The organism is Mesorhizobium sp. C372A, assembly GCF_030323245.1.
Classification (GTDB): Bacteria; Pseudomonadota; Alphaproteobacteria; order Rhizobiales; family Rhizobiaceae; genus Mesorhizobium.
The window spans coordinates 6003926-6026402 of record NZ_CP100475.1; the positions used below are offsets into that span (position 1 = coordinate 6003926).

The 22477-nt window shown below is 64.0% G+C and carries 25 protein-coding genes and 1 pseudogene; 11 read left to right on the forward strand and 15 right to left on the reverse strand.

Annotation, left to right across the window (positions count from 1 at the left end; all coding sequences use genetic code 11):
- Positions 1-2: 2 nt before the first annotated feature.
- The gene (locus NLY42_RS29045; protein ID WP_023696573.1) at positions 3-923 is read right to left on the reverse strand and encodes a glycine--tRNA ligase subunit alpha; all 921 of its coding nucleotides are present in this window, start codon (positions 921-923) and stop codon (positions 3-5) included.
- Between the two features lie 200 nt (positions 924-1123).
- On the opposite strand from NLY42_RS29045, the gene NLY42_RS29050 reads away from it, so the two are divergent.
- Positions 1124-1585: a GNAT family N-acetyltransferase gene (locus NLY42_RS29050; RefSeq protein WP_023687114.1), complete on the forward strand. Its 462-nt coding sequence runs from the start codon at positions 1124-1126 to the stop codon at positions 1583-1585.
- Between the two features lie 368 nt (positions 1586-1953).
- Here NLY42_RS29050 and NLY42_RS29055 read toward each other — a convergent pair whose 3' ends face one another.
- From NLY42_RS29055 to NLY42_RS29075, 5 genes and pseudogenes are all read right to left on the reverse strand, one after another.
- Positions 1954-3729 (reverse strand): tetratricopeptide repeat protein, encoded by a 1776-nt coding sequence (locus NLY42_RS29055; RefSeq protein ID WP_023754084.1) that lies wholly within the window; start codon positions 3727-3729, stop codon positions 1954-1956.
- A gap of 191 nt (positions 3730-3920) precedes the next feature.
- Positions 3921-4337 (reverse strand): DUF1284 domain-containing protein, encoded by a 417-nt coding sequence (locus tag NLY42_RS29060; RefSeq protein ID WP_023740684.1) that lies wholly within the window; start codon positions 4335-4337, stop codon positions 3921-3923.
- A gap of 109 nt (positions 4338-4446) precedes the next feature.
- Positions 4447-5037, reverse strand: a complete 591-nt coding sequence (locus tag NLY42_RS29065; RefSeq protein WP_023754083.1) for a biotin transporter BioY — start codon at positions 5035-5037, stop codon at positions 4447-4449.
- Between the two features lie 352 nt (positions 5038-5389).
- Positions 5390-6057 (reverse strand): annotated as a pseudogene (locus NLY42_RS29070) (GntR family transcriptional regulator).
- Positions 6058-6144: 87 nt separating this feature from the next.
- Entirely contained in the window at positions 6145-7161 is a 1017-nt protein-coding gene (locus NLY42_RS29075; protein WP_023668471.1) for a polyprenyl synthetase family protein, read from the reverse strand.
- A 221-nt stretch (positions 7162-7382) separates the two neighbouring features.
- Between NLY42_RS29075 and NLY42_RS29080 the strand changes: the two genes are divergently transcribed.
- The 7 genes from NLY42_RS29080 (at position 7383) to NLY42_RS29110 (ending at position 11656) form a co-directional block, all read left to right on the forward strand.
- Positions 7383-7607, forward strand: a complete 225-nt coding sequence (locus NLY42_RS29080) for a putative signal transducing protein (protein WP_023692106.1) — start codon at positions 7383-7385, stop codon at positions 7605-7607.
- Positions 7607-8401 (forward strand): tRNA1(Val) (adenine(37)-N6)-methyltransferase, encoded by a 795-nt coding sequence (locus NLY42_RS29085; protein WP_031244562.1) that lies wholly within the window; start codon positions 7607-7609, stop codon positions 8399-8401. The genes NLY42_RS29080 and NLY42_RS29085 overlap by 1 nt, the downstream gene beginning before the upstream one ends.
- A 120-nt stretch (positions 8402-8521) precedes the next feature.
- Positions 8522-9379 (forward strand): S49 family peptidase, encoded by an 858-nt coding sequence (locus tag NLY42_RS29090; protein ID WP_023668474.1) that lies wholly within the window; start codon positions 8522-8524, stop codon positions 9377-9379.
- Positions 9380-9451: 72 nt separating this feature from the next.
- Entirely contained in the window at positions 9452-9637 is a 186-nt protein-coding gene (locus tag NLY42_RS29095) for an NfeD family protein (RefSeq protein ID WP_023754082.1), read from the forward strand.
- 26 nt (positions 9638-9663) lie between these two features.
- Positions 9664-10557 (forward strand): 4-(cytidine 5'-diphospho)-2-C-methyl-D-erythritol kinase, encoded by an 894-nt coding sequence (locus tag NLY42_RS29100; RefSeq protein WP_023754081.1) that lies wholly within the window; start codon positions 9664-9666, stop codon positions 10555-10557.
- Positions 10544-11098, forward strand: a complete 555-nt coding sequence (moaB, locus tag NLY42_RS29105; protein WP_023692108.1) for a molybdenum cofactor biosynthesis protein B — start codon at positions 10544-10546, stop codon at positions 11096-11098. Before NLY42_RS29100 ends, moaB begins: the two co-directional genes overlap by 14 nt.
- A 126-nt stretch (positions 11099-11224) precedes the next feature.
- Positions 11225-11656, forward strand: a complete 432-nt coding sequence (locus NLY42_RS29110; RefSeq protein WP_023754080.1) for a GFA family protein — start codon at positions 11225-11227, stop codon at positions 11654-11656.
- Here the strand turns inward: NLY42_RS29110 and NLY42_RS29115 are convergent.
- Together NLY42_RS29115 and NLY42_RS29120 are read right to left on the reverse strand one after the other, a co-directional pair.
- Complete coding sequence (locus NLY42_RS29115) at positions 11646-12620, reverse strand: hypothetical protein (RefSeq protein WP_023754079.1); 975 nt, start codon at positions 12618-12620, stop codon at positions 11646-11648. The two genes, NLY42_RS29110 and NLY42_RS29115, sit on opposite strands and share 11 nt — an antisense overlap.
- Before the next feature lie 252 nt (positions 12621-12872).
- Positions 12873-13376 (reverse strand): glycosyltransferase, encoded by a 504-nt coding sequence (locus NLY42_RS29120; RefSeq protein WP_023684377.1) that lies wholly within the window; start codon positions 13374-13376, stop codon positions 12873-12875.
- A 150-nt stretch (positions 13377-13526) separates the two neighbouring features.
- Between NLY42_RS29120 and NLY42_RS29125 the strand changes: the two genes are divergently transcribed.
- The gene (locus NLY42_RS29125) at positions 13527-14681 is read left to right on the forward strand and encodes a PA0069 family radical SAM protein (protein ID WP_023754078.1); all 1155 of its coding nucleotides are present in this window, start codon (positions 13527-13529) and stop codon (positions 14679-14681) included.
- A gap of 154 nt (positions 14682-14835) precedes the next feature.
- On the forward strand, positions 14836-15534 hold the full coding sequence (rnhB, locus tag NLY42_RS29130) for a ribonuclease HII (protein WP_023726390.1): 699 nt from the start codon (positions 14836-14838) through the stop codon (positions 15532-15534).
- A gap of 253 nt (positions 15535-15787) precedes the next feature.
- Here rnhB and NLY42_RS29135 read toward each other — a convergent pair whose 3' ends face one another.
- From NLY42_RS29135 to NLY42_RS29165, 7 genes are all read right to left on the reverse strand, one after another.
- Entirely contained in the window at positions 15788-16279 is a 492-nt protein-coding gene (locus tag NLY42_RS29135) for a F0F1 ATP synthase subunit B (protein WP_023754077.1), read from the reverse strand.
- Positions 16280-16289: 10 nt separating this feature from the next.
- On the reverse strand, positions 16290-16889 hold the full coding sequence (locus tag NLY42_RS29140) for a F0F1 ATP synthase subunit B (protein WP_023754076.1): 600 nt from the start codon (positions 16887-16889) through the stop codon (positions 16290-16292).
- Positions 16890-16981: 92 nt separating this feature from the next.
- Positions 16982-17206: a F0F1 ATP synthase subunit C gene (locus tag NLY42_RS29145; protein ID WP_006206606.1), complete on the reverse strand. Its 225-nt coding sequence runs from the start codon at positions 17204-17206 to the stop codon at positions 16982-16984.
- A 68-nt stretch (positions 17207-17274) separates the two neighbouring features.
- A complete protein-coding gene (locus NLY42_RS29150) occupies positions 17275-18033 on the reverse strand; it encodes a F0F1 ATP synthase subunit A (protein WP_023668485.1) in 759 nt (252 codons plus the stop codon).
- A gap of 65 nt (positions 18034-18098) precedes the next feature.
- A complete protein-coding gene (locus tag NLY42_RS29155) occupies positions 18099-18491 on the reverse strand; it encodes an AtpZ/AtpI family protein (RefSeq protein ID WP_023756381.1) in 393 nt (130 codons plus the stop codon).
- A gap of 265 nt (positions 18492-18756) precedes the next feature.
- Positions 18757-19941 carry a cell wall hydrolase gene (locus NLY42_RS29160; protein ID WP_023668487.1) on the reverse strand — a complete coding sequence of 395 codons (1185 nt, stop codon included), beginning with the start codon at positions 19939-19941 and terminating at the stop codon, positions 18757-18759.
- Between the two features lie 137 nt (positions 19942-20078).
- Positions 20079-21374: an MFS transporter gene (locus tag NLY42_RS29165; protein ID WP_023754075.1), complete on the reverse strand. Its 1296-nt coding sequence runs from the start codon at positions 21372-21374 to the stop codon at positions 20079-20081.
- A gap of 117 nt (positions 21375-21491) precedes the next feature.
- On the opposite strand from NLY42_RS29165, the gene NLY42_RS29170 reads away from it, so the two are divergent.
- Entirely contained in the window at positions 21492-22400 is a 909-nt protein-coding gene (locus tag NLY42_RS29170; protein ID WP_023732130.1) for a LysR substrate-binding domain-containing protein, read from the forward strand.
- Positions 22401-22477 lie beyond the last annotated feature (77 nt).

Sequence of the window (22477 nt, forward strand, 5' to 3'; positions counted from 1 at the left end):
CCTCAGGCGGCGAGCCCGCCGGCCTGGGTCTGCAAAAATGCCTCGCCGCAGGCTTTCGCCAGATTGCGCACCCGCAGGATGTAGCTCTGCCGCTCGGTCACCGAAATCACGCCGCGCGCGTCGAGCAGGTTGAAGACGTGGCTGGCCTTGATGCACTGGTCATAGGCCGGGAAGACCATGCGGTGCATCGGCAGATTGTCGTTCGAAGCCGGGGCGCCGGCCGCGAGCAGCGCCTTGCATTCGGCTTCGGCGTCCTCGAAATGCCTGAGCAGCATGGCGGTGTTGGCATATTCGAAATTGTGCCTGGAATATTCCTGCTCGGCCTGCAGGAAGACATTGCCATAGGTGACTTTTTCGGCGCCTTCTCGGCCATTGAAGTTGAGGTCGTAGACATTGTCGACGCCCTGCACATACATGGCCAGCCGCTCCAGGCCGTAGGTCAGTTCTCCCGCCACCGGCGCGCATTCGATGCCGCAGACCTGCTGGAAATAGGTGAACTGCGACACTTCCATCCCGTCGCACCAGCACTCCCAGCCGAGCCCCCAGGCGCCAAGCGTCGGGCTTGCCCAGTCGTCCTCGACGAAGCGAATGTCGTGCAGCAACGGATCGACGCCGATTGCCTTGAGCGAGCCGAGATAGAGTTCCTGCAGGTTCGGCGGGTTGGGCTTCAGGATCACCTGGTACTGGTAATAATGCTGCAGCCGGTTGGGGTTTTCGCCGTAGCGGCCGTCCTTGGGCCGGCGCGAGGGCTGGACGTAGGCGGCGTTCCAGCCCTTGGGCCCGAGCGCGCGCAGCGTGGTGGCCGGATGGAAGGTGCCGGCGCCGACTTCCATGTCGTAAGGCTGCAGGATGACGCAGCCATAGGCGGCCCAGTAATTGTGCAGGGTCAGGATCAGCCCCTGGAACGAGCGGCTGGGATGCATATGGACTGGACTGTCTGACGTCACGGCGGCCTCGGAAAGCGCTGAAATGATGCCATTCCCTAGTTGCCGGGCCGGTAGGCGTCAAGGCAGCGCCTATCGCCGCCTTGATGAGAGGTTGAACGCTTTGCTTCGGACTGGCCCATTGCCGGACGGTGCCGGTGGCCGTTTGCTCGCCCAGCTTCAACGACAAAGGTTCAGCCATGCAAGGCCAGTTCACCGTACGCCCCGTCACCCGAGAGGATTACGAGCAATGGCTGCCGCTGTGGGACGGCTACAATGCGTTTTACGGCCGCTCGGGCGAGACCGCCTTGCCCGGTGACATCACTGCAATGACATGGTCGCGCTTCTTCGATGCCTATGAGCCGATGCATGCGCTGGTCGCCGAGAGCGAAGGCAAGCTTCTCGGCCTTGTCCACTATCTCTACCACCGCACCACGACGGCGATTTCGCCGAACTGCTATCTGCAGGATCTCTTCACCAATGAGGCGTCGCGCGGCAAGGGCGTCGGCCGGGCACTGATCGAAGACGTCTATACCAGGGCGCAAACCGCAGGCTCCAGCCGCGTCTACTGGCTGACACACGAAACCAACCACACGGCGATGAAGCTCTACGACAAGATCGGCGATCTCTCGGGGTTCGTCGTCTACCGAAAGCTGTTCTAGAATGAGCGCCAACGCTGGAGATTGGCTGAAAGCCTTCCCGACTTCGTCATTCCAGGGCGAAGCAGCCGCGAAGCGGCGTCGCGCAGACCCTGGCATCCATTCCGTGACCTTGATCGAAGAACGCAGCGGAGCAGAATTCTGCACCCTCGCAACCCCTTAAGGTCACGGCATGGATTCTATGGTCTGCGCCGCGTCGCTTCGCTCCTTGCTCCGCCATAGAATGACGATCGCGATAGGGCGTCTCTATCTCTTTGTTTCTGTCGCAATTCCGAACGGAAAACCGCGCACATTTTCCTGGAATTGCTCTAAGACGCCAAGCCGAAAAAACGGGGCTCAGCGAGCCCCGTTTCATCAGAAGTATGGCCCGATCACCCCTTCGGCGCTGGCGGGGTGGCCGGCTTGACCTTCGGGGTTTCCTGCGCCGTGTTGGATTCGATCGGCGGCAGGCCCTTCATCAGCTTCTGCTGCAAAATGGCAAGCACATCGGGATCCGGCTTCAGGTCGCGCGCCTGATTCCACTGGAAAGTGGCTTCGAGCTTGCGGCCGACGCGCCAATAGGCATCGCCGAGATGGTCGTTGAGCACCGGATCTTCCGGCTTGAGCGACACGGCGCGCTCCATTTCGCGCACGGCGTCGTCGAACCGGCCCATGCGGAAATAGGCCCAGCCCAGCGAATCGACGATGTAGCCGTCGCTCGGCCTGAGGTCGACGGCCTTCTGGATCATCGCCAGGCCTTCCTTGAGGTTCATCTTCATGTCGACCCAGGAATAGCCGAGATAGTTCAGCACCTGCGGTTGGTCGGGGAACAGCTCAAGCGCCTTGAGGAAGTTCGGTTCGGCCTTCGGCCATTCCTTCAGCCGCTCATAGGCGATGCCGCGCTGATAGTAGATGTTCCAGTTGGCATTGGTCGGCGTCTTCAGCACCGCGACCGCCTTGTCGTAGAGAGTGGCGGCGGAGCGGAAATCCTCCTTCGAGGCATAGACCCCGCCCAGCGCCAGATAGGCGCGCATGTCATCGGGGTGAGCTTCGACGAATGCTTTGAGATGGGCGATAGCCTCGTCGTGACGGTTGAGATCGGCAAGGTTGAGGCCGAGCTGCAGGTCGGAAAGCTCCTTCAGCGGCGAGGAGGCTGGAATGCGGCTATAGAGCGCAATGGCGCCTTCGCCGTCCTTCAGCTGCTCCGCAACGGCGGCAAGCTGCACCAAAGCGGCGTCGCTGTCGGGCTTGAGCGCGAGCGCATATTGCAGATAGAGGCGCACGAACGGCTCGCCGCCGCCGCGATTGAGCGCGATGGCGAGGTCGAGCAGGATTTCAGCGGCGCCTTCGGAGGGACTGGCGACGAAGGGCTCGATCTTGTCGCCCTTGCTGATCCTGTCGCGAAGCGCCTGGATGTCGAGCTTGCCGGGCGCGAACGCCTCGGCCTTGTCGAGCACGTAGAGCGCCTTGTTCTTGTTTCCCTTGCGCGCCAGGAAAGACGCGTAGGCCTGGGCGTTGCGCATCCATGTCTCGGGCGCGGCACCGCCGGCCGTGACGTCGGTCAGGGTCGCGTCATAAAGCGCGTCGGCCTTGTCCGATAGGCCTGCGGCATCGGCGATCAGCGCGCGGTGGAAGGACTTGAACAGGCCGAACCAGTCAGGCCCCTGCAGTTTGTCGATCGAGGCCATCGCCCCGGTGGGGTCGCCGGCGCCCTCTTGTGCCCAGCCGGACATGACGCCGGAAATCAGCCGGTCGAGATCGGATTCGAGCGACAGCTTGAGCCAGTACTGCGCCTTGGTGAAATCCTTCTTGTGGAAGGAATCGACCGCCAGAGCCAGACGCGAGAAGCGCTCGACGTCGGGAACTGCCTTGAGCTTGTCGGCATAGACCAGCGATTCCTCGAAGCGGCCTTGCGCGATCAGCGACAGCATCAGGCTTTGCTGCAGCGAGGTGTCGCCGGGATTGAAGGCGAGCGCCTGCTTGTAATAAGCGATGGCATTGTCGAGGTCGTTGTCGCCTTCGGCGATGCGGGCGGCGAGATAGGCGCCCGAGAAGGAGGTGATCTTGACCGGGTCGGTCGATTCCTTGGCGTAGGCAGGCAGCGGAGAAATCGCCATTCCTGCCACAATTGCCAGCCCCGCGAGCCAGCGCGCACGTCCTTGCCGCATCGTATCCCTTTCAGCCAAGCGCCATCCCGCGTCGGCGCGGAGAAGCCATAGACTCGATGTTTCCTGACAAAGCATGGCCTTTTTGGGGTCAGGCTTCAATCCGGGCCGAATTCACAATCGGGTCACCCGATTAACAAACCATGGCGACGCAGACACTGTCAGTTCCGACAATAGCAGATCGGGGTTGGGAGCTACAGCCTGACATCGCGATATCCGCCTGCCGCTATCGTGCTGCACAGGCCGGCCCACTCGCAACCCTGGCAGGCCTCACGCGTCACGCCGGCTGAAAAGGCCGCGCGCAAGGCGGCAAGCGTTGCCGCGTCGAGGCTGAAGCGGACGCCGGCCCGGATCGGCCGGGTCAGCAGCTTGCCGACATCGCGTGCTGCCAGTTCGTCCCGGCCTGCGGCGCTTTCGCGCAAGCAGTGGGGCTCGGCCTCGCCGAGCAGCGGCCGACAGATGTCGTCGGGGCCGGAGACGATCAGAATATCCTCGCCCCGGCCCAGACGTTTCGCGATCACGTCATAGTTGGCGACGAAGGCTGCGCTGTACCCTTCGCCGATATAGGTCAGCAGGCAAAGCAGATGGTGGGAGCGCAGCCGGACGGTCATCGGTCAGGACGCGCCAGCGGAGCCTGTTCCATCCCGATGGTATCGGGATGGGGCTCCATCTTTTTGTTTGAGCATGATCTCTTCCGAAAACCGGACTCATTTTTCGGGATCATGCTCCTGCCGGGTCCGCCTTACCGGAAAACAGCTTGAGCGTCGCGGCGCCGAGCGCCGATTTCAGCAGGCCGCCGACGAGGAACGGCAGGAAACCGAAGGCGATGGCCTGTTCGAGGCCGATCATGACGGCGAGCCAGGCCGTTCCGAGAACCAGGCAGGCGAGGTTGCCGAGGACCATGCCGGCGAAGGCGAGCAGCACGCGGTTGCCGTTCCAGCCGCGCTCGGCCAGCCAGCCGACAAGCGCGCCGACGAGCGGGAAGGCGAAGAGATAACCGCCCGTTGCCCCGACGAAATACGACGCGCCCGCTGCCCCTCCGGACAGGACAGGAAAGCCCACGGCGCCCTCGGCGAGCCAGGCGATGATGGTCATGGCGCCAAGCCGCCAGCCATAAAGTGCGCCGACCAGCGTCACGGCGAAGGTCTGCATGGTGACCGGCACCGGCACCATCGGCACCTCGATCTGGGACAACAGCGCCAGAAACAGCGTACCGAGGACGACGGCCGCGGCCTGCCAGCTATGCGAGCGGGTTTGCAGGCGCAACGGGCTGAAGGACGGCTTGGACGGCGAAAAGTCGATGTCGGTCATGGTTGCTTCCTAGCTGGTTTGAAATTATAGATAATTTTGTTGTTCGATCTATTATCGAATCCATATTTGCGCGGGAATGGCAACCCTCACCCTAAAAAGGCTTGGGCTTGCGTGTCGGAATAAAGGACATTTGGAAAGGCTGGCGGGACAGCACCCCCCTCTGGCCTGCCGGCCATCTCCCCCGCAAGTGGGGAGATCGGATGTCGCCTTTGCTTTCGCCAATGGCCGACGTTGCAGGACTAACGCAACGGCAAAGCTGTTGATCTCCCCGCTTGCGGGGGAGATGTCCGGCAGGACAGAGGGGGTGTGAAGGATCGCTACGCGCGGAATCCGACGACTTGTCCCTTCGTCCCTACCCGACGATGGCAAACGCTTCGCGCATCTTGCCCGACGCGGTCTTGACTGGTTTCTGGCCGATCCACTGCACGTGCCGGCCAAGCGTGGCGGCGGCCGATTCGGTGTTGCCTTGCCGCAGCGCGCTGAGGATCGCGCGATGATCCTGGTCGGTGCGGATTTCCCATTCCGAGCGCCAGGCGGCGAACAGGAAGCGGGCGCTTGCTGCGTGCAAATCGTCGATGGTGGCGATCAGCCGCGGCATGCCGCAGGGCGCCAGGATCAGCCGGTGGAAGGTGCGGTTGGCCTCCTCCCAAGAGCGGACATCGCGGGATTTGTCGCCGGCCTTTGTGGCTTCTTCGGCAAGATTGAGAATGGAAGCCGTCAGATGCGGCGCGGCATGGCGCAGCGCCAACACTTCGAGCGCTGCCCGCATTTCGGCGACTTCCCTTACCTCGCCGAGATCGAAAGCAGCGACGCGTACGCCCCGCCTGGGCTCACTGGCCGCCAGCCCTTGCGCCTCCAGGCGCCGAAAGGCCTCGCGCACCGGGACATGGCTGGTCTGGAATTCCTCGGCGATGTGATCCTGCCGCAGCCGGGCGCCGGTTCGATCGCACCCGATATGATGCGATCCGCCAGCACCTTGCTGATGCGCACGGCGATGGTGTCGTCTGCGGTCTTTGCCATGTTTTATAGATAATTTGCGCCGCAACCGATTGTCGAGCGGTGATTGCCCGATTTTGCGTGCAAACTTGCTTTGGCGCCAGGCGCGGGTCAGTTCACCCGGCTGATGCAGAAGTCGATGACGTCGATCAGCGCCGATTTCTGCGGCGTCGCCTCCAGCGGCGCCAGCGCGTCGCGGGCGATCTCGCCGAAATGGCGGGCGCGGCCGATGGTGTCGGCAATGGCGCCATGGCGGGTCATCAGGCCGATGGCCTTTTCCAGTCCGGCATCGTCGGTGACATTGTCCTCGATGGCGCGCTTCCAGAAGGTGCGCTCGGCCTTGGTGCCGCGCCGGTAGGCGAGGATGACCGGCAGCGTAACCTTGCCTTCGCGGAAATCGTCGCCGACATTCTTGCCCAGCTCCTGGCTGGAGCCGCCATAATCCAGCGCATCGTCGATGAGCTGGAAGGCAAGGCCGAGATTCATGCCGTAGGAGCGCAATGCGGCGCGATCGTTGCGCGTCGCCGATGCGATGACCGGACCGACCTCGGCGGCAGCCGAGAACAGCGCCGCGGTCTTGGCCTTGATGACGGCGAAATGCTCGTCCTCGGTGGTATCGAGGTTCTTGGCGGCCGCCAGCTGCATCACCTCGCCCTCGGCGATGATCGAGGCGGCGCTGGACAGGATGTCGAGCGCTTCCAGCGAACCGACATCGACCATCATGCGAAAAGCCTGGCCGAGCAGGAAATCGCCGACCAGCACGCTCGCCTGGTTGCCCCAGATCATGCGGGCAGTCTTTTTGCCGCGCCGCATGCCGCTCTCGTCGACGACGTCGTCATGGAGCAGCGTGGCGGTGTGCATGAACTCGACCGCGGTGGCGAGCTTGACGTGGCCCTCGCCGGAATAGCCGAACATCTGGGCCGCCGCGAGCGTCAGCATGGGACGCAGCCTTTTGCCGCCCGACGAGATCAGATGATTGGCGACCTCCGGGATCATCTCGACGTCGGAGCCGGCCTTGGACAGGATCAGTTTGTTGACGCGCCCCATATCGGCTGCTGTCAGGTCGATGAGATCCTTGATGGAGGCGGGTTCCCGCTTCCCGTTTTCGATGTTGAGAACGACACCCACCAACAAACACTCCCGTCTTTGATCACGCGTGCGACGGCACCCTGGTCCCGCCTGGGACTCTAGGGCGGCACATACGGGCACGGCAAGAGGCGAATTGGCGCGGCTGCGGTGACGGCGTGTCAACCTTAGCGACCGCATGCCGTTGCCCGAAAACCGCTCCACACTTTTCGGCGCCATGCTCCAGCGTTTACATCAACGCTGCAACCTGCGAACTTCGTCCGATGATAGAACTCGTGCGCACCAACGATGCCGTGATCATCTCCTTTGTCGAATCGCTGATGCGCGATGCCGGGATTGCCTGCTTCGTCGCCGACCAGAACATGAGCATTCTCGAAGGGTCGATCGGTCTTTTGCAGAAGCGCGTCATGGTCGATGCCGACCAGGCCGATCAGGCGCGGCGCATCTTGAAAGACGCCGGCATCGAGAACGAAATCCGCCAGACATAATGGCTGAAGCGAGCGCGCTTACCAGCGATACGCCGGCCCATACGGTCGATGCCTTCCATCGCGGCCGCTTCTGGCTTGTCCAGCCCAGGACAGGGCATCGCGCCGGGATGGATGCCATGATGCTGGCGGCAGCAGTTTCATCCGGCTTTTCTGGACGCCTCGCCGATTTCGGCGCCGGCGCCGGTGCGGCGGGTCTCGCCGTGCTGTCGCGCTGCCCAGAGGCGCAGGTCGTGCTCGTCGAACGGTCGGCCGAGATGGCAGGCTTCGCCACAACCACGCTCGCCCATCCCGGCAATGCGCATCTCGGCAATCGCGCCTCGGTGCTGACCGCCGACGTCACGCTGTCAGGCCGGGCGCGGACGCAAGCCGGCCTCGCCGACAATTCCTTCGATTTCGTCATCATGAACCCGCCCTTCAACGCGGCGCAAGACCGCGCCACGCCAGATCCGCTGCGGCGGCAGGCGCATGTCATGGACGACTGGCTGTTCGAAAGCTGGATCCGGAGTGCGGCTGCCGTCGCCAAGCCGCGCGGGGGCCTGGCCGTCATTGCGCGGCCGGAACAGCTTGGCGACCTCCTCGATGCGCTGTCGGGCCGCTTCGGCGACGCCGAGATGCTGGCCGTGCATCCGCGCCCGGAAGCAGCCGCAATCCGCATTGTGGTCAGGGCAGCGCTCGGCGCGCGCGGCAAGCTGTCGATCCGCCCGCCTTTGATGCTGCATGGGCAAACGGGCGACGGCCCGTCGGAACGAACCGAGATGATCAACAACGGACTGGCGTCGCTGTTTGGCGATTGATTTGGGCCCGTCAGTGTCGTTGCCGCAAAACCGGCACACAGTTGGCTGAGATGGATTGCAGCATTGCCGTTGACCGGCAAATCCCTACATGCGTTGAAGCCATTTGGAGACAGCCACCTCGTGAAACGCCTTTTCAACCGCCTGCTGCCGAAATCCTGGCGATCCAGCGTCGTCACCATTCCCGTCATCAGGCTGCATGGCACCATCATGGCCGGCGGCGGCCCGTTCCGGCCGAGCCTGTCCTTGGCGTCCACTGCCGCCCTCATCGAAAAGGCGTTCCTGTTCGATGCGCCCGCCGTCGCCATTTCAATCAATTCGCCTGGCGGCTCGCCGGTGCAGTCGCGGCTGATCTTCAAGCGCATCCGCGACCTCGCGGTCGAGAAGAACAAGAAGGTGCTGGTCTTCGTCGAGGATGTGGCGGCCTCGGGCGGCTACATGATCGCGGTCGCCGGCGACGAGATCTTTGCCGATCCGTCCTCCATCGTCGGTTCGATTGGTGTCGTCTCGGCCTCGTTTGGTTTTCCCGAGTTGATGAAGAAGATCGGTGTCGAGCGCCGTGTCCACACCGCCGGCCAGAACAAGGCGGTGCTCGACCCGTTCAAGCCGGAGAAGAGGGAAGACGTCGAGCGCCTGAAGGCGCTACAGCTGGAAGTGCACGAGACCTTCATCGACCTGGTCAGGGAACGCCGTGGCACCAAGCTGAAGGACGATCCGGACCTGTTCACCGGCCTGTTCTGGACCGGCAAGAAAGGGCTGGAGCTTGGCCTCGTCGATGCGTTGAGCGACATGCGCACGGTACTGAAAACCCGCTTCGGCGCGAAAACCCAGCTCAGGCTGGTCACCGCGCCGCGTGGCCTGTTTGGCCGCATCGGCCTGTTCGGCTCGAACTTTTCAGCGCCCGATATTGCCGCCGCCGCCGCAAGCGGCGTGATCGATGCGGCGGAAGAGCGCGCATTGTGGGCTCGCTTCGGGCTTTGAAAAAGCAGGGAAAGCGTCTAGCATGAGGGCTTGACAGTCTGCCTTGCCGCCTTGCGAGGGAGGAGCTTTGAAATGCCACAGATCATTTTCTTCGCAGTTGTCGGCGCAGCCGCTTATTTCGGCTACCGCACCTTCGTCCGCGAGGCCGAACGTGTGACCGCCAAGGTGCGGCGCACCGAAAAGCAGGCAGCCAACGGCACCAACGGCACGCTGGTCCAGGATCCCGAGACCGGCGAATACCGCCTGGCCAAGGACTGAGCATCATCCCGTCAGCAGCCGACAGTTTGGATGCCGCAGCCCGGACGTGGCTTGCGCCCGCCAAGATAAATCTGGCGCTGCACGTCACCGGCAGGCGCGCCGACGGCTACCATCTGCTCGAGAGCCTGGTCGTTTTCACCCGCTTCGGCGACAGGGTCGAGATCGAGCCTGCCGACGCCGACCGGTTCTCCGTATCGGGCCGTTACGCGACTTCCGTGCCGATCGACGACAGCAATCTGGTGGTGAAGGCGCGCGAGGCGCTGCGCAGGCAGGCCGGCCAGCAGCGCACGCCGCCGGTTGCCATCCGGCTGGAAAAGAACCTGCCGGTCGCATCCGGGGTCGGCGGCGGCTCGAGCGACGCGGCGGCGGTATTGCAGGGTCTTGTCCGGACCTGGGGGCTCGACATCGGTGAGGCCGAACTGAGCCGGATCGGTCTCACGCTCGGCGCCGACGTGCCGATGTGTCTTGCGGCAAAACCGCTGGTTGCGCGTGGCGTCGGCGATGAGCTGTCGCCAATTGCGGATTTTCCTGCGCTGGCCTTGGTGCTGGTCAATCCCGGCGTCGCCGTCTCCACGCCTGATGTGTTCAACGCACTTGAGAAACGCGATAATGAGGGATTGCCGCCGCTGCCGCGTGCATTTGACTTCCACAGTGTCCGCAATTGGCTGGAGATCACCCGCAACGATCTTGAGGAACCGGCGCAAGCAATACAGCCGCCCATCGGCAGAGCGCTTTCCCTGCTGAACAGGGCCGGATCTGGATTCTCGCGCATGTCGGGATCCGGCGCGACATGCTTCGGGCTGTTCGAGACCGGCAATGTCGCCAAGCGCGCCGCCGCCGAGATTCGCAGTCGCGAACCGGAGTGGTTTGTCGCCGCGACACGAAGCATCGCTTCGGAGGGGGCCGATGGCCAAAATTGACGAGAGCCGGCCGTTCATCCCGGTGCGCATCGCGGTGCTGACGGTGTCCGATACGCGCAGCCTTGCCGACGACAAATCCGGCCAGACGCTGGCTGATCGCATCGCCGAGGCCGGCCATGTCCTGGCCGCGCGCGACATCGTCACCGACGACCGGGAGAAAATCCGCGACAAGGTGCTGGGCTGGTCGCGCGACGAAGACATCGATGTCGTCATCACCACCGGCGGCACCGGTTTTACCGGCCGCGACGTGACGCCGGAGGCGCTGGAGCCGATCTTCGAGAAGCGCATGGATGGCTTTTCCGAAGTGTTCCACCGCATTTCGTACGACAAGATCGGCACCTCGACAGTGCAGAGCCGAGCGACGGGCGGCGTCGTCAACGCCACCTTCGTCTTCGTGCTGCCGGGCTCGCCCGGCGCCTGCAGGGACGCCTGGGACGGCATCCTGAAACCGCAGCTCGACTACCGCCACATGCCCTGCAACTTCGTCGAGATCATGCCGCGCCTGGACGAGCATTTGCGGCGCGGCAAGGCCGCCTCGTAAACCAAGGCAAAGTGCCGGCCAAGTGCTGCCTTTGTCAGGCAGAATGGCGGCTGCGCCTTCGAGAGGTCATTTCCTCCGGGTCGTCGGGCGGATAGTCTGTCGCCAAGTCAAGACGGAAGAGATCCAATGAGCGCGCACCGCGGCGGCTGCCATTGCGGCAACATCCACCTGACCTTCGAAACCGGAATTGAGCCGTCCGAGATGGAGATCCGCGCCTGCCAATGCGCCTTCTGCGTCCGGCATGGCTCACGCGCCGCCGCCGATCCGCAGGGGCGATTGATCGTCGCGGCCGAGGACGAGGCCCGGCTGCACCGATACCGGTTCGGATTGCGCACCGCCGATTATCTCATCTGCCGGGACTGCGGCGTCTATGTCGCTGCTGTGACCACCGACGGCGAACCGAGAGCGATTGTCATCGTCAATGCGCTGGATGACCGGCCGCGGTTCAACCGCGAGCCGGTCCCAATGGACTATGATGCCGAGAACAAAGAGGTTCGCATTGCCCGGCGGCAAGCGCGCTGGATGCCGGTCGAGATCCGCTCCGGCCTCAGCGGATGACCGGTTCGCCGTGGAAGCGGCGGCGCGAGGGCGGCGAGACGCCGAAGCCGACCTCCATCATCAGCCGTGGCGTGGTGGACGGCACGGTGCCCATGTGGAAGCCGAACGGGTCCTCGACGAAGCCGAGGCCGGCCTCGCCGGTCAGCGTGACCGGGCTGTCGTCGCCATAGACCTTGAGCACGTCTTGCGCCGGATGGCCGACCAGCAGCGTCAACTGGTGCTTGAGGCTGCGCCTGTTGTGGCTGCCTTTGACATAGACATGCGGGCCGGTGCCGGCATCGCAGGGCTTGAGATAGAAGAAGAATTTCAGCATCCGCCAGTCGTCGAGATCGAAATGATATTTGCCGAGCGAGGCAAGGTTCTTGTCGGCGTCGGAAGCCTCGCCGGTCGGAAAGCTCCACCAGACACGCGTGGTGATCAGCTTTGCCTGCCCGCCCAGATAGTGCTGGGCGATGTCGAGCAGCAGCGGATCGTTTTGGATGGCGAGTGCTGCCTTGCAGCTGAGGATGCGCTCGAAATAGTGGCCGCTGAGCAAAGAGCGGCCGAACCGCTTCTCGGCTTCTGCGTGTTCTCCGGGCATGAATTCGAGCCGGCGGTCGAAATTGCCGAAGCACGGCGTGCTCTGAGCAAAGCTAGCGATCTCTTCGTGGATTGCCTGCGGAAGGACCAGTCCGGAGAACAGGCCATCGGCGCGCAGCGCCGCGACGATCGACTTGAGGTCGACGCCCCTGAACATCGTCGCTCCGGCACTCTGCGCAGGGCGCGCGGCTTTGGCGCCAAGCCAGTGCAGCTTGCGCGCCGGCATGGTGCGGGCAAGCACGAACATCGGCAGCCATGCGGGATTTTCGCGCAGGTCGGACAGATAGGTCGGGATACGCACCGCAATGCGGCGGAGCAGGCTGCCGTTGCGGGCAATGGCTTCCAGACTGGGGGCGCCGGATTTGTCAGGGGACGAAAGGTTCATCGGGGTCCTCAGATATGAACGGCAGCAACGACGACGCGGCGCTTGCTTACCGCTCCGGCACTACCCAAACCCCGATATCCCGCATCAACGGAATGCTAATCCCGCGTCAGCTTTTGTGCAATGCACAATAGCTTTTTGCGGCGAAAAAGAGGGATGGTGCTGCGACCGTGCCAATGCGGATGAGACGCCGACGCTGCCCCTCATCCGCCCTTCGGGCACCCTTCTCCCTGGGAACGGGAAAAGGGAGAAACATCACTTCTTCGGCGCCAGCCAGATTTCGGCGTCGAGCCGCCTGGTGGCGAGACCGCGCGCAAGGGCTTCGGCGCTGTGCGCGTTCTTCGACAGGGCAGCGGCCTGGCGCTTGCTGATGACCAGCCCTTCGGCCAGCGCCCGGTTGCCCGAAAACACCCGTGACAGGAACGGCGTGCGGCTGCCGCGCGCACGGGAAAAGCGCGCCGGCATGGTTTGCCGCGCCGTGTGAGCGACAACGTCGTCGATCCAGCCCTCCGCCAGCCTTGCGCCGGGTTCCAGAAACAGCAGCCAGTCACCCTTCGCCTGCCTGATTCCCGCGGCAATGCCGCCGGCCACGAAGTGGCAGCCGGCATGATCGGCAACCCGATGCGTCTGGTCGGTCGAGCCGGTGTCGCAGACGATGACATCGCGCACCACGCCCTCGACCGCGCCGCCGATCAACGAGGCGAGCGTGCGGGCAAGGCCTTCTTCGTCATCCCGGGTTTCGATGAGAACGCTGAGCATTTTTAGCCGAATAGCGGAAAGCCCGGCGCAGCGCCAGTTTTGCCTGGCCCAACGAAAAAGTTCTTGCTTTGTTCTCATCAGCGAAATAGGATTATTTTCATGAACAGAGCGATTCGACAGCCAGCCGACAGTCCTTGGGAAAGGGCCAAAATGGAACATATCGTGCGTGCGGACATTGCTGCTTTCGGAGCAGGGCGAGCCGAGATGGCCAATGCGATGATCGAACAGAGCGGCATGCGCGTCCGTCCGGATCGCAACCGCGGCCGTTCCGCGGGCATCAACCCGTCCGGCCGGTTCGAGCCGGTCAGCCGGGATGTGTTCGACGACGGCTGGAATTCGCTGGAGGAATTGCCGCCGTTCAAGACCGAAGTGCAGGTCGAGAAGCCGCGCACCATCATCACCCGCAACGAATCGCCCGACATTTCCTTCGACCGCTCGATCAACCCCTATCGCGGCTGCGAGCATGGCTGCGTCTATTGTTTCGCCCGGCCGACGCATTCCTTCATGGGCCTGTCGCCGGGGCTGGATTTCGAAGCGAAGCTGTTTGCCAAGCCGGATGCGGCGCGGCTGCTCGACAAGGAACTGTCGAAGGATGGCTATCAGCCGCGCACCATCGCGATCGGCACCAACACCGATCCCTACCAGCCGATCGAGAAACAATACCGGATCATGCGCGAGATCCTCGAAGTGCTGGAGGCGCGCGGCCATCCGGTCGGCATCGTCACCAAATCCCATCTGGTGACGCGCGACATCGACATCTTGTCGCGCATGGCCGAACGGGGCTTGGCCAAGGTGGCGCTGTCGGTGACAACGATGGACCGCATGCTGGCGCGCACCATGGAGCCACGCGCGTCGACGCCGACCAAGCGGCTTGAGGCGATCCGGCAGCTTTCCGATGCCGGCATCCCGGCCTCTGTCATGGTGGCGCCGATCATTCCCGGCCTGACCGACCAGGAGATGGAGCGCATCCTCGATTCGGCACGCGCCGCAGGCGCCCGCGAGGCCGGCTATGTCATCCTGCGCCTGCCGCTCGAGGTGGCGCCGATCTTCAAGGACTGGCTGCTGCGCCATTATCCCGACCGCTACCGGCACGTGATGTCGCTGATCCGTTCGATGCGCGACGGCAAGGACTATGATTCGGAATGGGGCAAGCGGATGAAAGGCGCCGGCCCCTATGCCTGGCAGATCGGCCGGCGCTTCGAGATCACGGCCAAGCGGCTCGGCCTCAACGCCGAGCGGCGCACGCTCCGAACCGACCAGTTTGTCGCCGCCGCCAAGGCGACCGAGCAGCTGATGCTGCTCTGAGAGTAGCGCTTGCCCTGCCCTCGTGGCTGTCAGGCGACCCAAGAATCCCGTCCGGCCTGTCCCCCGGCCTGCAGACGGTGCCCTCCCGGTCTTGCCCCACTCGACCCTGGAGGGACTTGCGGAGAATCGGAGCCGATGCGAACCTCGCCGCAACATGGCTCGCGCACGTTCCGATTCTCCGCTTCTTTTCGAAATCGTCGAAAAGCCCGATTTCTCCTTCGAGACGAAGGCGATGGCCGAAGGCCTGTGGCCGGTGGCAGGCATGGACGAGGCCGGCCGCGGTCCGCTGGCGGGGCCGGTGGTGGCGGCGGCCGTGATCCTCGATCCCGCCAACATTCCCGACGGGCTCGACGATTCCAAACGGCTCAACCATTTGCAGCGCGAGGCGCTGTTCCTGAAAATCCTGGGGTCAGCGCTCGGCGTGTCGATGGCCTCGGTCAGCGCCGAAGGCATTGACGGCAGCAACATCCTCAAGGCCAGCCTGGAAGCCATGCGCCGCGCCCTTGCCGGCCTGCCGATCCAGGCGAAGCTGGCGCTGGCCGATGGCCGCGATGTGCCGCCGGGCCTCCTCTGCGAAGGCCGCGCGCTGATCAAGGGCGACCAGCGCTCGCAATCGATCGCCGCCGCCTCGATCGTCGCCAAGGTGATGCGCGACCGCATGATGTGCGGCTGCGGCAGCCATCACGAGCGCTACGGGTTCGAGGTCCATATGGGCTACGCCACCGTGCGGCACCGCACCGCGATCGAAGCGCATGGGCCGGTGGCAAGGCTGCACCGGGCATCATTCGCGCCGTTCAGGCTGGGTGGGGTTGAGGTGGTGGAAGAAGAAGGGTTTGTCGGGTTGGACAGCTAATCTCCCCCCTTGAGGGGGAGATGGCCGGCAGGCCAGAGGGGGGCGCGAAGGAACGCGACCTTTCAGTAAACCTGCCGATGCAAGGAATCCGTAACACGAAATAGAAAATCTGGAAACGCCGGCGGGACAGCGCCCCCCTCTGCCCTGCCGGGCATCTCCCCCACAAGGGGGGAGATTGGCGGCTTCGACGCCTCGCCAAACAAAAAAGCCGCCAGGTCACCCAAGCGGCTCGATGTCAGCGAGCTAATCCCGCTCAGTTCAGCTTGGCTTTCACATCCTGCAGCGCGGATTTGAACAGGTCGGCGCCGGCCTTGGCGTCGATCTTGCCGGCAAGCAGCGTGCGGGCCGCCTCGACGGCGATGTCGACGGCGCTGGCGCGCACTTCGGCGACGGCTTCGCGCTCGGCCTGGCCGATCTTCTGCTCGGCAAGCGCGGTGCGGCGGGTGACATAGTCTTCGGTCTTCTTGTGCGCCTCGGCGGCAAGCATGTCGGCCTCGCGCTTGGCGGCAGCGACGATGGCTGCGGCCTCCTGCTCTGCTTCCTTGCGCTTCTTCTGGTATTGGCCGAGCAGTTGCTGGGCCTCTTCGCGCAACCGGCGGGCTTCCGCAAGCTCGTCGCTGATCTTGGTCGCACGGGCGTCGAGCGACTTGGCGATCAGGCCTGGCACCTTGATGTAAACGGCAACGCCGAGGAAAATGACGAGGGCAACCGTTGCCCAAAGCGTTGCGAGAGATGTGGCGTCCATGATGTGCTCCTCACCGGGCCACGGATTTGACCGCAGCCGAGACCTCGGCCTTGCTCGTCTTGCCGCCGACAAGCGCATCGACGATGGCTGAAGCGGTGTCCTCGGCAATCGTGCCGACTTCCTTCATGGCGTTGGCCTTGATGGAAGCAATGCTGGCCTCGGCCTCGCCGAGCTTCTTGTCGAGGGCGGCCTCGACCTTCTTGCGGGCAGCCTCGGCTTCAGCCTTGGCAGCGTCGTTGGCCTGCTGGCCTATCGCGTTGGCCTTGGCCTTGGCTTCCGCAAGTTCCTGCTCGTAAGCGGCAACGGCGGCGTCGGCCTCGCCCTTCAGCCTGGCGGCCTGGTCGAGGTCCTGCGTGATGCGATCGCTGCGGACGTCGATGATGCCGCCAAGGCGCGGCATCACCACCTTCTTCAGGAACAAATAGAACAGCCCGAACGTGATCGCCAGCCACAGAAGCTGGGACGGAAACGTCGCCGGATCGAATGGCGGGAACGTGCCGTGCGCCTCGGCAGGCACGCCGGCGCCGGAATGCGTGCCGCCTTCCGTACCGGTATGGGCGCCTTCAGCGGCGGGTGCGGACTCTTGCGCAAACGCAGATGTCACGAACATGGACTATCCCCTGATATCAGGCATGGCCGCAGGAATGCGGCCAGCCAATTCTTCCCAATGCTCGTCCGACCGATAATTGGCCGAACAGGGGCTCAGCCGAACAGGGCGAGAAGCGCGATGAGAAGCGAGAAAATGCCCAGAGCTTCGGTCACGGCGAAGCCGAAAATCAGGCGGCCGAACTGGCCATCGGCGGCCGACGGATTGCGCAGGGCGCCCGCCAGGTAGCTGCCGAAGATGTTGCCGAGGCCAATGCCCGCGCCGCCCATGCCCAGGCAAGCGATACCGGCGCCGATGTACTTTGCTGCTTCTGCGTCCATTTTAAACTCCTTTGGATCTGTAATTCCGTTGCAATTCCATCCGGCGAAAGATGCCGGAAATTCTAAGGTCAGTGCCCGGGATGCAGGGCGTCGTTCAGATACATGCAGGTCAGCACCGCAAAGACGTAGGCCTGCAGGAAAGCGACCAGCAATTCCAGCGCGGTCAGCGCGACTGCCATGGCCAGCGGCAACACCGAACCGGCAACGCCGACGGCGCCGAGCGCGCTCAGGCTGACGACGAAGCCCGAAAACACCTTCAGGGTGATGTGGCCGGCCAGCATGTTGGCGAACAGACGAACCGAGAGGCTGACCGGGCGCGACACGAAGGAGATCACCTCGATCAGCACCACCAGCGGTAACAGGAACACCGGAACGCCGTGCGGCACGAAGAGCTTGAGGAAGCCCAGACCGTGCTTCGTGAAGCCGTAGACAACGACGGTTCCGATCACCAGGGCTGCGAGGCCGAAGGTGACGATGATGTGGCTGGTGACGGTGAAGAAGTAGGGGAAAAGGCCAAGCAGGTTGGCGACCAGCACGAACATGAACAGCGAGAACACGAAGGGGAAGAACTTCATGCCCTGCGTTCCGGCGGCGTCGCGCAGCATGTTGGAGACGAACTCGTAGCCCATTTCCGAAACCGACTGCAGGCGCCCGGGAACAAGGCTGCGGCTGGAGGTCGAGAGGTACAGAAACGCCGATGCGACGAGCACGGTCGCGACCATGAACAGGGACGAATTGGTGAAGGACAGGTCATAGCCTCCGATATTGATCGGAATCAGCTTGACGATATGGAACTGGTGGATCGGATCGACCTTGTCAGCAGCCATTTACATCCCCGTCAAAACCGCGAGCGGCCTTAAGTGTCCTTGTGCGCCATTGGCGGCGCGCCATTTCATTCTTTCGGATCGTGCGACTTCTCGCTTTTTCCGAATTCCGCCACAACACCTGACGAACGCAGGACATTGAGCACGCCGGCGCCAAAGCCCAGCAACAAGCCGACGACCAGACCCCATGGCGAGGTTCCCGCCACGCGATCCAGAAACCAGCCAAGGCCCACACCCACCACTATCCCGGCGATGAACTCGCTGGACAGCTTGAGCGCCTGGCCATATCCGGCCGTCGCTTTCGCGCCGTCATTCCCCTCGAGCTGATCCGGCCGTCTTGTCGCAAGCGATGCTCCAAGCTCACGCCGGCGGCGTTCGAGATCTTCGTCGCGGATGTCGGCCTCGTGCTTGCTGCCGCGGCCGGTTTCTCCGGTTCCGTCTGGCCCGTTCTTGTCGACCATCGTAACCCCCCTGCCCGGTCAGACCGTCACCGTCCGTCCGCTTCTAAAGTCGCCGGCAACATAGTTAGAGGGTTTGCGCCCGTCAAGCCACGGGCGGGACTTCAAAGCCATGTATTTTTTCTATTGGAATCAATTACTTGGCGAGGTGCGACATCGTGCCCGGCACTATCGGGTCGGCACATGCCCCGAATCCGTCCGGCGACCGCTGTCCGATTTCGGCTTCCAGGGCCTTTGCGGTTCGTTTGCGACAGGCAAGCCGAAGGGCTCAGCTCCAGCCGCCGCCATAGGTGCGGTAGAAGATATGCAGGCCGATCTTGGTCATCTTCTGCATCGTGCGCGCCCAGCCCGGATGGACGTAGTTGGCGTAGTAGTGGGTCGATGAGCCGACTTCGGGAATGAATATCTTGCCGGCGGTGACCGCCATCGCGACGTCCTGCGCGGTCTTGTAATGGGCGGGGCTCTCGATGCGCTTCTTGCGGCCGTCGCAGGCGAAGGAGAACTGGCAGCGGTTCAGCCAGTTGTCGTTCTGGTAGACGACGCCGCAAATCGAGTTCGGATAGGCCGGATTGCGGACGCGGTTGAGAATGACCTGCGCGACGGCGGCCTGGCCGCGCACGGATTCGCCGCGCGCCTCGAAATAGATGCCGTTGGCGAGGCAGGCCTGCTCCTTCGTGGAGAAGACGCTGGCCGGCAGCGGGTTCTGGATCCACGAGTGGTCACCCTTGGCCATCGGCGGAATGAAGCGCCCGCTGCTCGGCTCCTCGTCCTGCAGCAGCGCTTCGAAGGGTGAGGCCTTGGCGTAATCGGGTTCGGCCTGGGCATAGGCGGTGGCCAGCACGTCCGGTCTGTCATTGTTGACCAACGCGGCAAGCATGGCCGGCACGCCGGGATCGGGCTTCTTGTCCACGTTGGTGTGGAAGGCCTGGGCGATCTGGATTTCCTTGCCCTTGATGCCGGGCTTGGCGAAGGCGAGCTTCAGGCCGCTGTCCATGCTCGGCCGCAGCAGCGAGGACGTGCGCTGAAAGATCGAGCCGGCATTGAAGTTCTTCGGCGGCGCCACCGGCGAGACCTGGATGATGCGGCCCTTCTTGTCGGCGCGCATGATGCGGTCCTCGTCGGGCGTGATGCCGGCGACATTGCCCTTGCCGCGAAACGAGACCTTGCCGACGCCGGGCAGGCGCACGCCCGAACCCGAGAGCGAACCGGTGGTGACGGAATCGATGAAAGGCATTTCGGCGGCATGAACCGAGCCGGCGACGGAGCGCTCGACATAAGAGTTCCAGCGGGTGCCCGAGGCTTCGAGGCCGGAAATCAAGCTGCCCATGTCCTGGTAGGCGACGACAGTTGGAAAGCCGATCCAGATGCCGAGCCCGATGACCAATGGCGATACGAAGGAACGTTTTTTCTCACCGGCGGCGGCGGCCAGCCGCTTCAGGACACGTCGATGCACGGGGAACTCTCCAGAAACGCCACTGAGCCACTGGAGAGCCAAAGTGAAGCATTAACCTTGATGCGGGGTTAACGCGGTTGATCGTGTTTTTCCGAAGCGGCCCGAAATGGGACGCCGCTTGCAGGCCGGCCAACCCGTCAGTTCGGCCGCAGGAAAATTGGCCATGCAATCATGGCGCAGAGCGCGCCCACCAGCCAGACGCCAGGCCACGACCAGATGAGCAGCAAAGCCGGAATGGCGGTCGGCACCACGAAGAAGGCGATGAAGACGAAGCTGTTGGCAAGACCGAGCGCGGTTCCGGCGCGGCTGGCGCCGGCAAGCGTGGCGAGTTCGGTGTAGGCGACGCCATGCCAGGCGGAGACCGAAATGCCGGCAACGACCAGCAGCACGTCGATCGCCGGGATCAACGCGGCATGGGCGTCTGGCGTGGCTCCTGCCGCCAGGACCAGCAGGCAGACGGCCGCGAAGCCAAGCGCGCTCGTCATGCTGCAGAGGCGCAGGAACCAGCGGCGGTTGCCATGGCGGTCGGTGAAGCGGCCGCTCCAGACGCGCATCACCATCGCGCCGGTCTGCACCGCGGCAAGGCTGGCGCTGATCGTGAGCGTGGCCATGCCGGCGAAATCGTGCAGGAAGACGGAGGCGAAGGTGAGCACCGCCACTTGCGGAAAGCAGAGCAGGCCGATGGCGGTGGCGATGCGCCAGACCTCGACATTGCGCAGCGGCGCCGGACCGCCCGACTTTGCCATGGCCATGCTGCCGGCATTGTCCAATTCCGGCGGCTGGTGCAGCCATCGCCAGGCAAACAGCGCAGAGACGGCGTTCATGGCGGCCAGCAGCCCGAAGACCGCCGCGAAACCGTGCACCGATGCCAGCGACGGCAGGACCAGCGCGCCGAGCCCGCCGCCGAGCGGCACCGCGGTCTGCCTGATGCTCATGGCAAAGCCACGTTCGCCTTCGTGGAACCAGGCCATGATGGCGCGGCCGCTGGAACCGTTGACGCTGCCGCCGAGCAGGCCGGTGACCAGAAGGCATGCGGCCAGCATTGCGACGCCAGGCACATAGGTCACTGAGGGCACGATGAACAACGCCATCAGGGCGAGCCACGCCGCGGTCGCACCAAGGCCGGTCAATAGCACGCCGCGATCGCCCCAGCGGTCGGTGAGCAGACCCCAGGGCAGTTCGCTCAAGGCAACGCCCAGTCCGAGAAGGCCGAGGACCAGGCCGAGATTGCCATTGCTCAAGTGATAGCCCGACCGCAGAAACACCGCCGCCGCCGGTATGCCGGCGAAGGTGGCGGAGAAACTGGCATTGGCGGCAACGCCGATGCCAAGCACCTTCCAGCGATGATTGGCGCGAAATCGTTCAGCCTTCGACCTGACGGCGGCGGCTCGGCCAACCCGGCCTGGCTCACAATTTGCGTCGGCAATCGACATGGCGGGACTCCTGTTGATGCCCTCTCGGGACCTTGACACCTCGTCTTTACCGCCATAACTTCATCCCGAATATCGGGAATTTTTTGACAATCGTTCCCGAAAAACAGGATCGTTGAGATGCGCCGCGTAACCTTCGACCTCGATGTCCTCCGAAGCTTCGTCACCGGCATGGAACTCGGCAGCTTCGCCAAGGCCGCCGACCGGCTTGGACGCTCGACCTCGGCGGTGAGCGCGCAACTGAAGAAGCTGGAGGACCAGGCGGCGACGCCGATCTTCCGCAAGTCGGGCCGCGGACTGGCGTTGACCGAAGCCGGCGAAACCATGCTCGGCTATGCCAGGCGGCTGCTCGAGTTGAACGACGAGGCGGCCTCGGCCATCCACGACGTGGAACTGGAAGGCTGGGTCAGGCTCGGCCTGCAGGAGGATTTCGGCGAGGCGGTGCTGCCGGAGGTGCTCGGACGCTTCGCCCGCGCGCACCCCAAGGTCAAGATCGAGGCGCGGATCGGGCGCAGCTATGAACTCGCCGAGCGGATCACATCAGGCAATCTCGACATTGCGCTGGCCTGGGACAGCGGCCAGGCGCTGCCTTACAGCCGGCATGTCGGCGGCGCGCAATTGCGCTGGATCGGGCCGGCAAAGCTGATCGAGACCAGGCTGCGCGAGGGCGAGGCACTGCCGCTGGTGGCGCTGGAAGCGCCATGCCTGCTGCGCACAGTGACGACGGAAACGCTCGACCGCGCCGGCCTGCCATGGCGGATGGCCTTCTCCAGCCCCAGCCTTGGCGGCATCTGGGCGGCGGTCGCCGCCGGCCTCGGCCTGACGATCCGCACCGATATCGGCCTGCCGGCCAATGTCAGGGCGATGGCGCCGCAAACGCTGGGCTTACCCGCGCTGCCGACCATGGCGCTGGTGCTGCACCAGAAAGACGCCGAACTGGACCCGGTGGCGGCGCGGCTGGCGGATATATTGTGGCACGCGGCGGTGGCGGCGCTGCCGCAGGACGAGCGGTTGAGAGAGGTCGCTTAGACGGAAGCGGCTGTCCAGCGTAGCGTTCCGTCACACCCCCCTCTGTCCTGCCGGACATCTCCCCCGCAAGGGGGGAG

Excerpts from the sequence above, each read along its gene's own strand:
- NLY42_RS29045 (WP_023696573.1), bottom strand. The coding sequence starts at position 923 with ATGCATCCCAGCCGCTCGTTCCAGGGGCTGATCCTGACCCTGCACAAT.
- NLY42_RS29050 (WP_023687114.1), top strand. The coding sequence starts at position 1,124 with ATGCAAGGCCAGTTCACCGTACGCCCCGTCACCCGAGAGGATTACGAG.
- NLY42_RS29055 (WP_023754084.1), bottom strand. The coding sequence starts at position 3,729 with ATGCGGCAAGGACGTGCGCGCTGGCTCGCGGGGCTGGCAATTGTGGCA.
- NLY42_RS29060 (WP_023740684.1), bottom strand. The coding sequence starts at position 4,337 with ATGACCGTCCGGCTGCGCTCCCACCATCTGCTTTGCCTGCTGACCTAT.
- NLY42_RS29065 (WP_023754083.1), bottom strand. The coding sequence starts at position 5,037 with ATGACCGACATCGACTTTTCGCCGTCCAAGCCGTCCTTCAGCCCGTTG.
- NLY42_RS29080 (WP_023692106.1), top strand. The coding sequence starts at position 7,383 with ATGATAGAACTCGTGCGCACCAACGATGCCGTGATCATCTCCTTTGTC.
- NLY42_RS29085 (WP_031244562.1), top strand. The coding sequence starts at position 7,607 with ATGGCTGAAGCGAGCGCGCTTACCAGCGATACGCCGGCCCATACGGTC.
- NLY42_RS29095 (WP_023754082.1), top strand. The coding sequence starts at position 9,452 with ATGCCACAGATCATTTTCTTCGCAGTTGTCGGCGCAGCCGCTTATTTC.
- moaB (WP_023692108.1), top strand. The coding sequence starts at position 10,544 with ATGGCCAAAATTGACGAGAGCCGGCCGTTCATCCCGGTGCGCATCGCG.
- NLY42_RS29110 (WP_023754080.1), top strand. The coding sequence starts at position 11,225 with ATGAGCGCGCACCGCGGCGGCTGCCATTGCGGCAACATCCACCTGACC.
- NLY42_RS29115 (WP_023754079.1), bottom strand. The coding sequence starts at position 12,620 with ATGAACCTTTCGTCCCCTGACAAATCCGGCGCCCCCAGTCTGGAAGCC.
- NLY42_RS29120 (WP_023684377.1), bottom strand. The coding sequence starts at position 13,376 with ATGCTCAGCGTTCTCATCGAAACCCGGGATGACGAAGAAGGCCTTGCC.
- NLY42_RS29125 (WP_023754078.1), top strand. The coding sequence starts at position 13,527 with ATGGAACATATCGTGCGTGCGGACATTGCTGCTTTCGGAGCAGGGCGA.
- rnhB (WP_023726390.1), top strand. The coding sequence starts at position 14,836 with ATGGCTCGCGCACGTTCCGATTCTCCGCTTCTTTTCGAAATCGTCGAA.
- NLY42_RS29135 (WP_023754077.1), bottom strand. The coding sequence starts at position 16,279 with ATGGACGCCACATCTCTCGCAACGCTTTGGGCAACGGTTGCCCTCGTC.
- NLY42_RS29140 (WP_023754076.1), bottom strand. The coding sequence starts at position 16,889 with ATGTTCGTGACATCTGCGTTTGCGCAAGAGTCCGCACCCGCCGCTGAA.
- NLY42_RS29145 (WP_006206606.1), bottom strand. The coding sequence starts at position 17,206 with ATGGACGCAGAAGCAGCAAAGTACATCGGCGCCGGTATCGCTTGCCTG.
- NLY42_RS29150 (WP_023668485.1), bottom strand. The coding sequence starts at position 18,033 with ATGGCTGCTGACAAGGTCGATCCGATCCACCAGTTCCATATCGTCAAG.
- NLY42_RS29155 (WP_023756381.1), bottom strand. The coding sequence starts at position 18,491 with ATGGTCGACAAGAACGGGCCAGACGGAACCGGAGAAACCGGCCGCGGC.
- NLY42_RS29165 (WP_023754075.1), bottom strand. The coding sequence starts at position 21,374 with ATGTCGATTGCCGACGCAAATTGTGAGCCAGGCCGGGTTGGCCGAGCC.
- NLY42_RS29170 (WP_023732130.1), top strand. The coding sequence starts at position 21,492 with ATGCGCCGCGTAACCTTCGACCTCGATGTCCTCCGAAGCTTCGTCACC.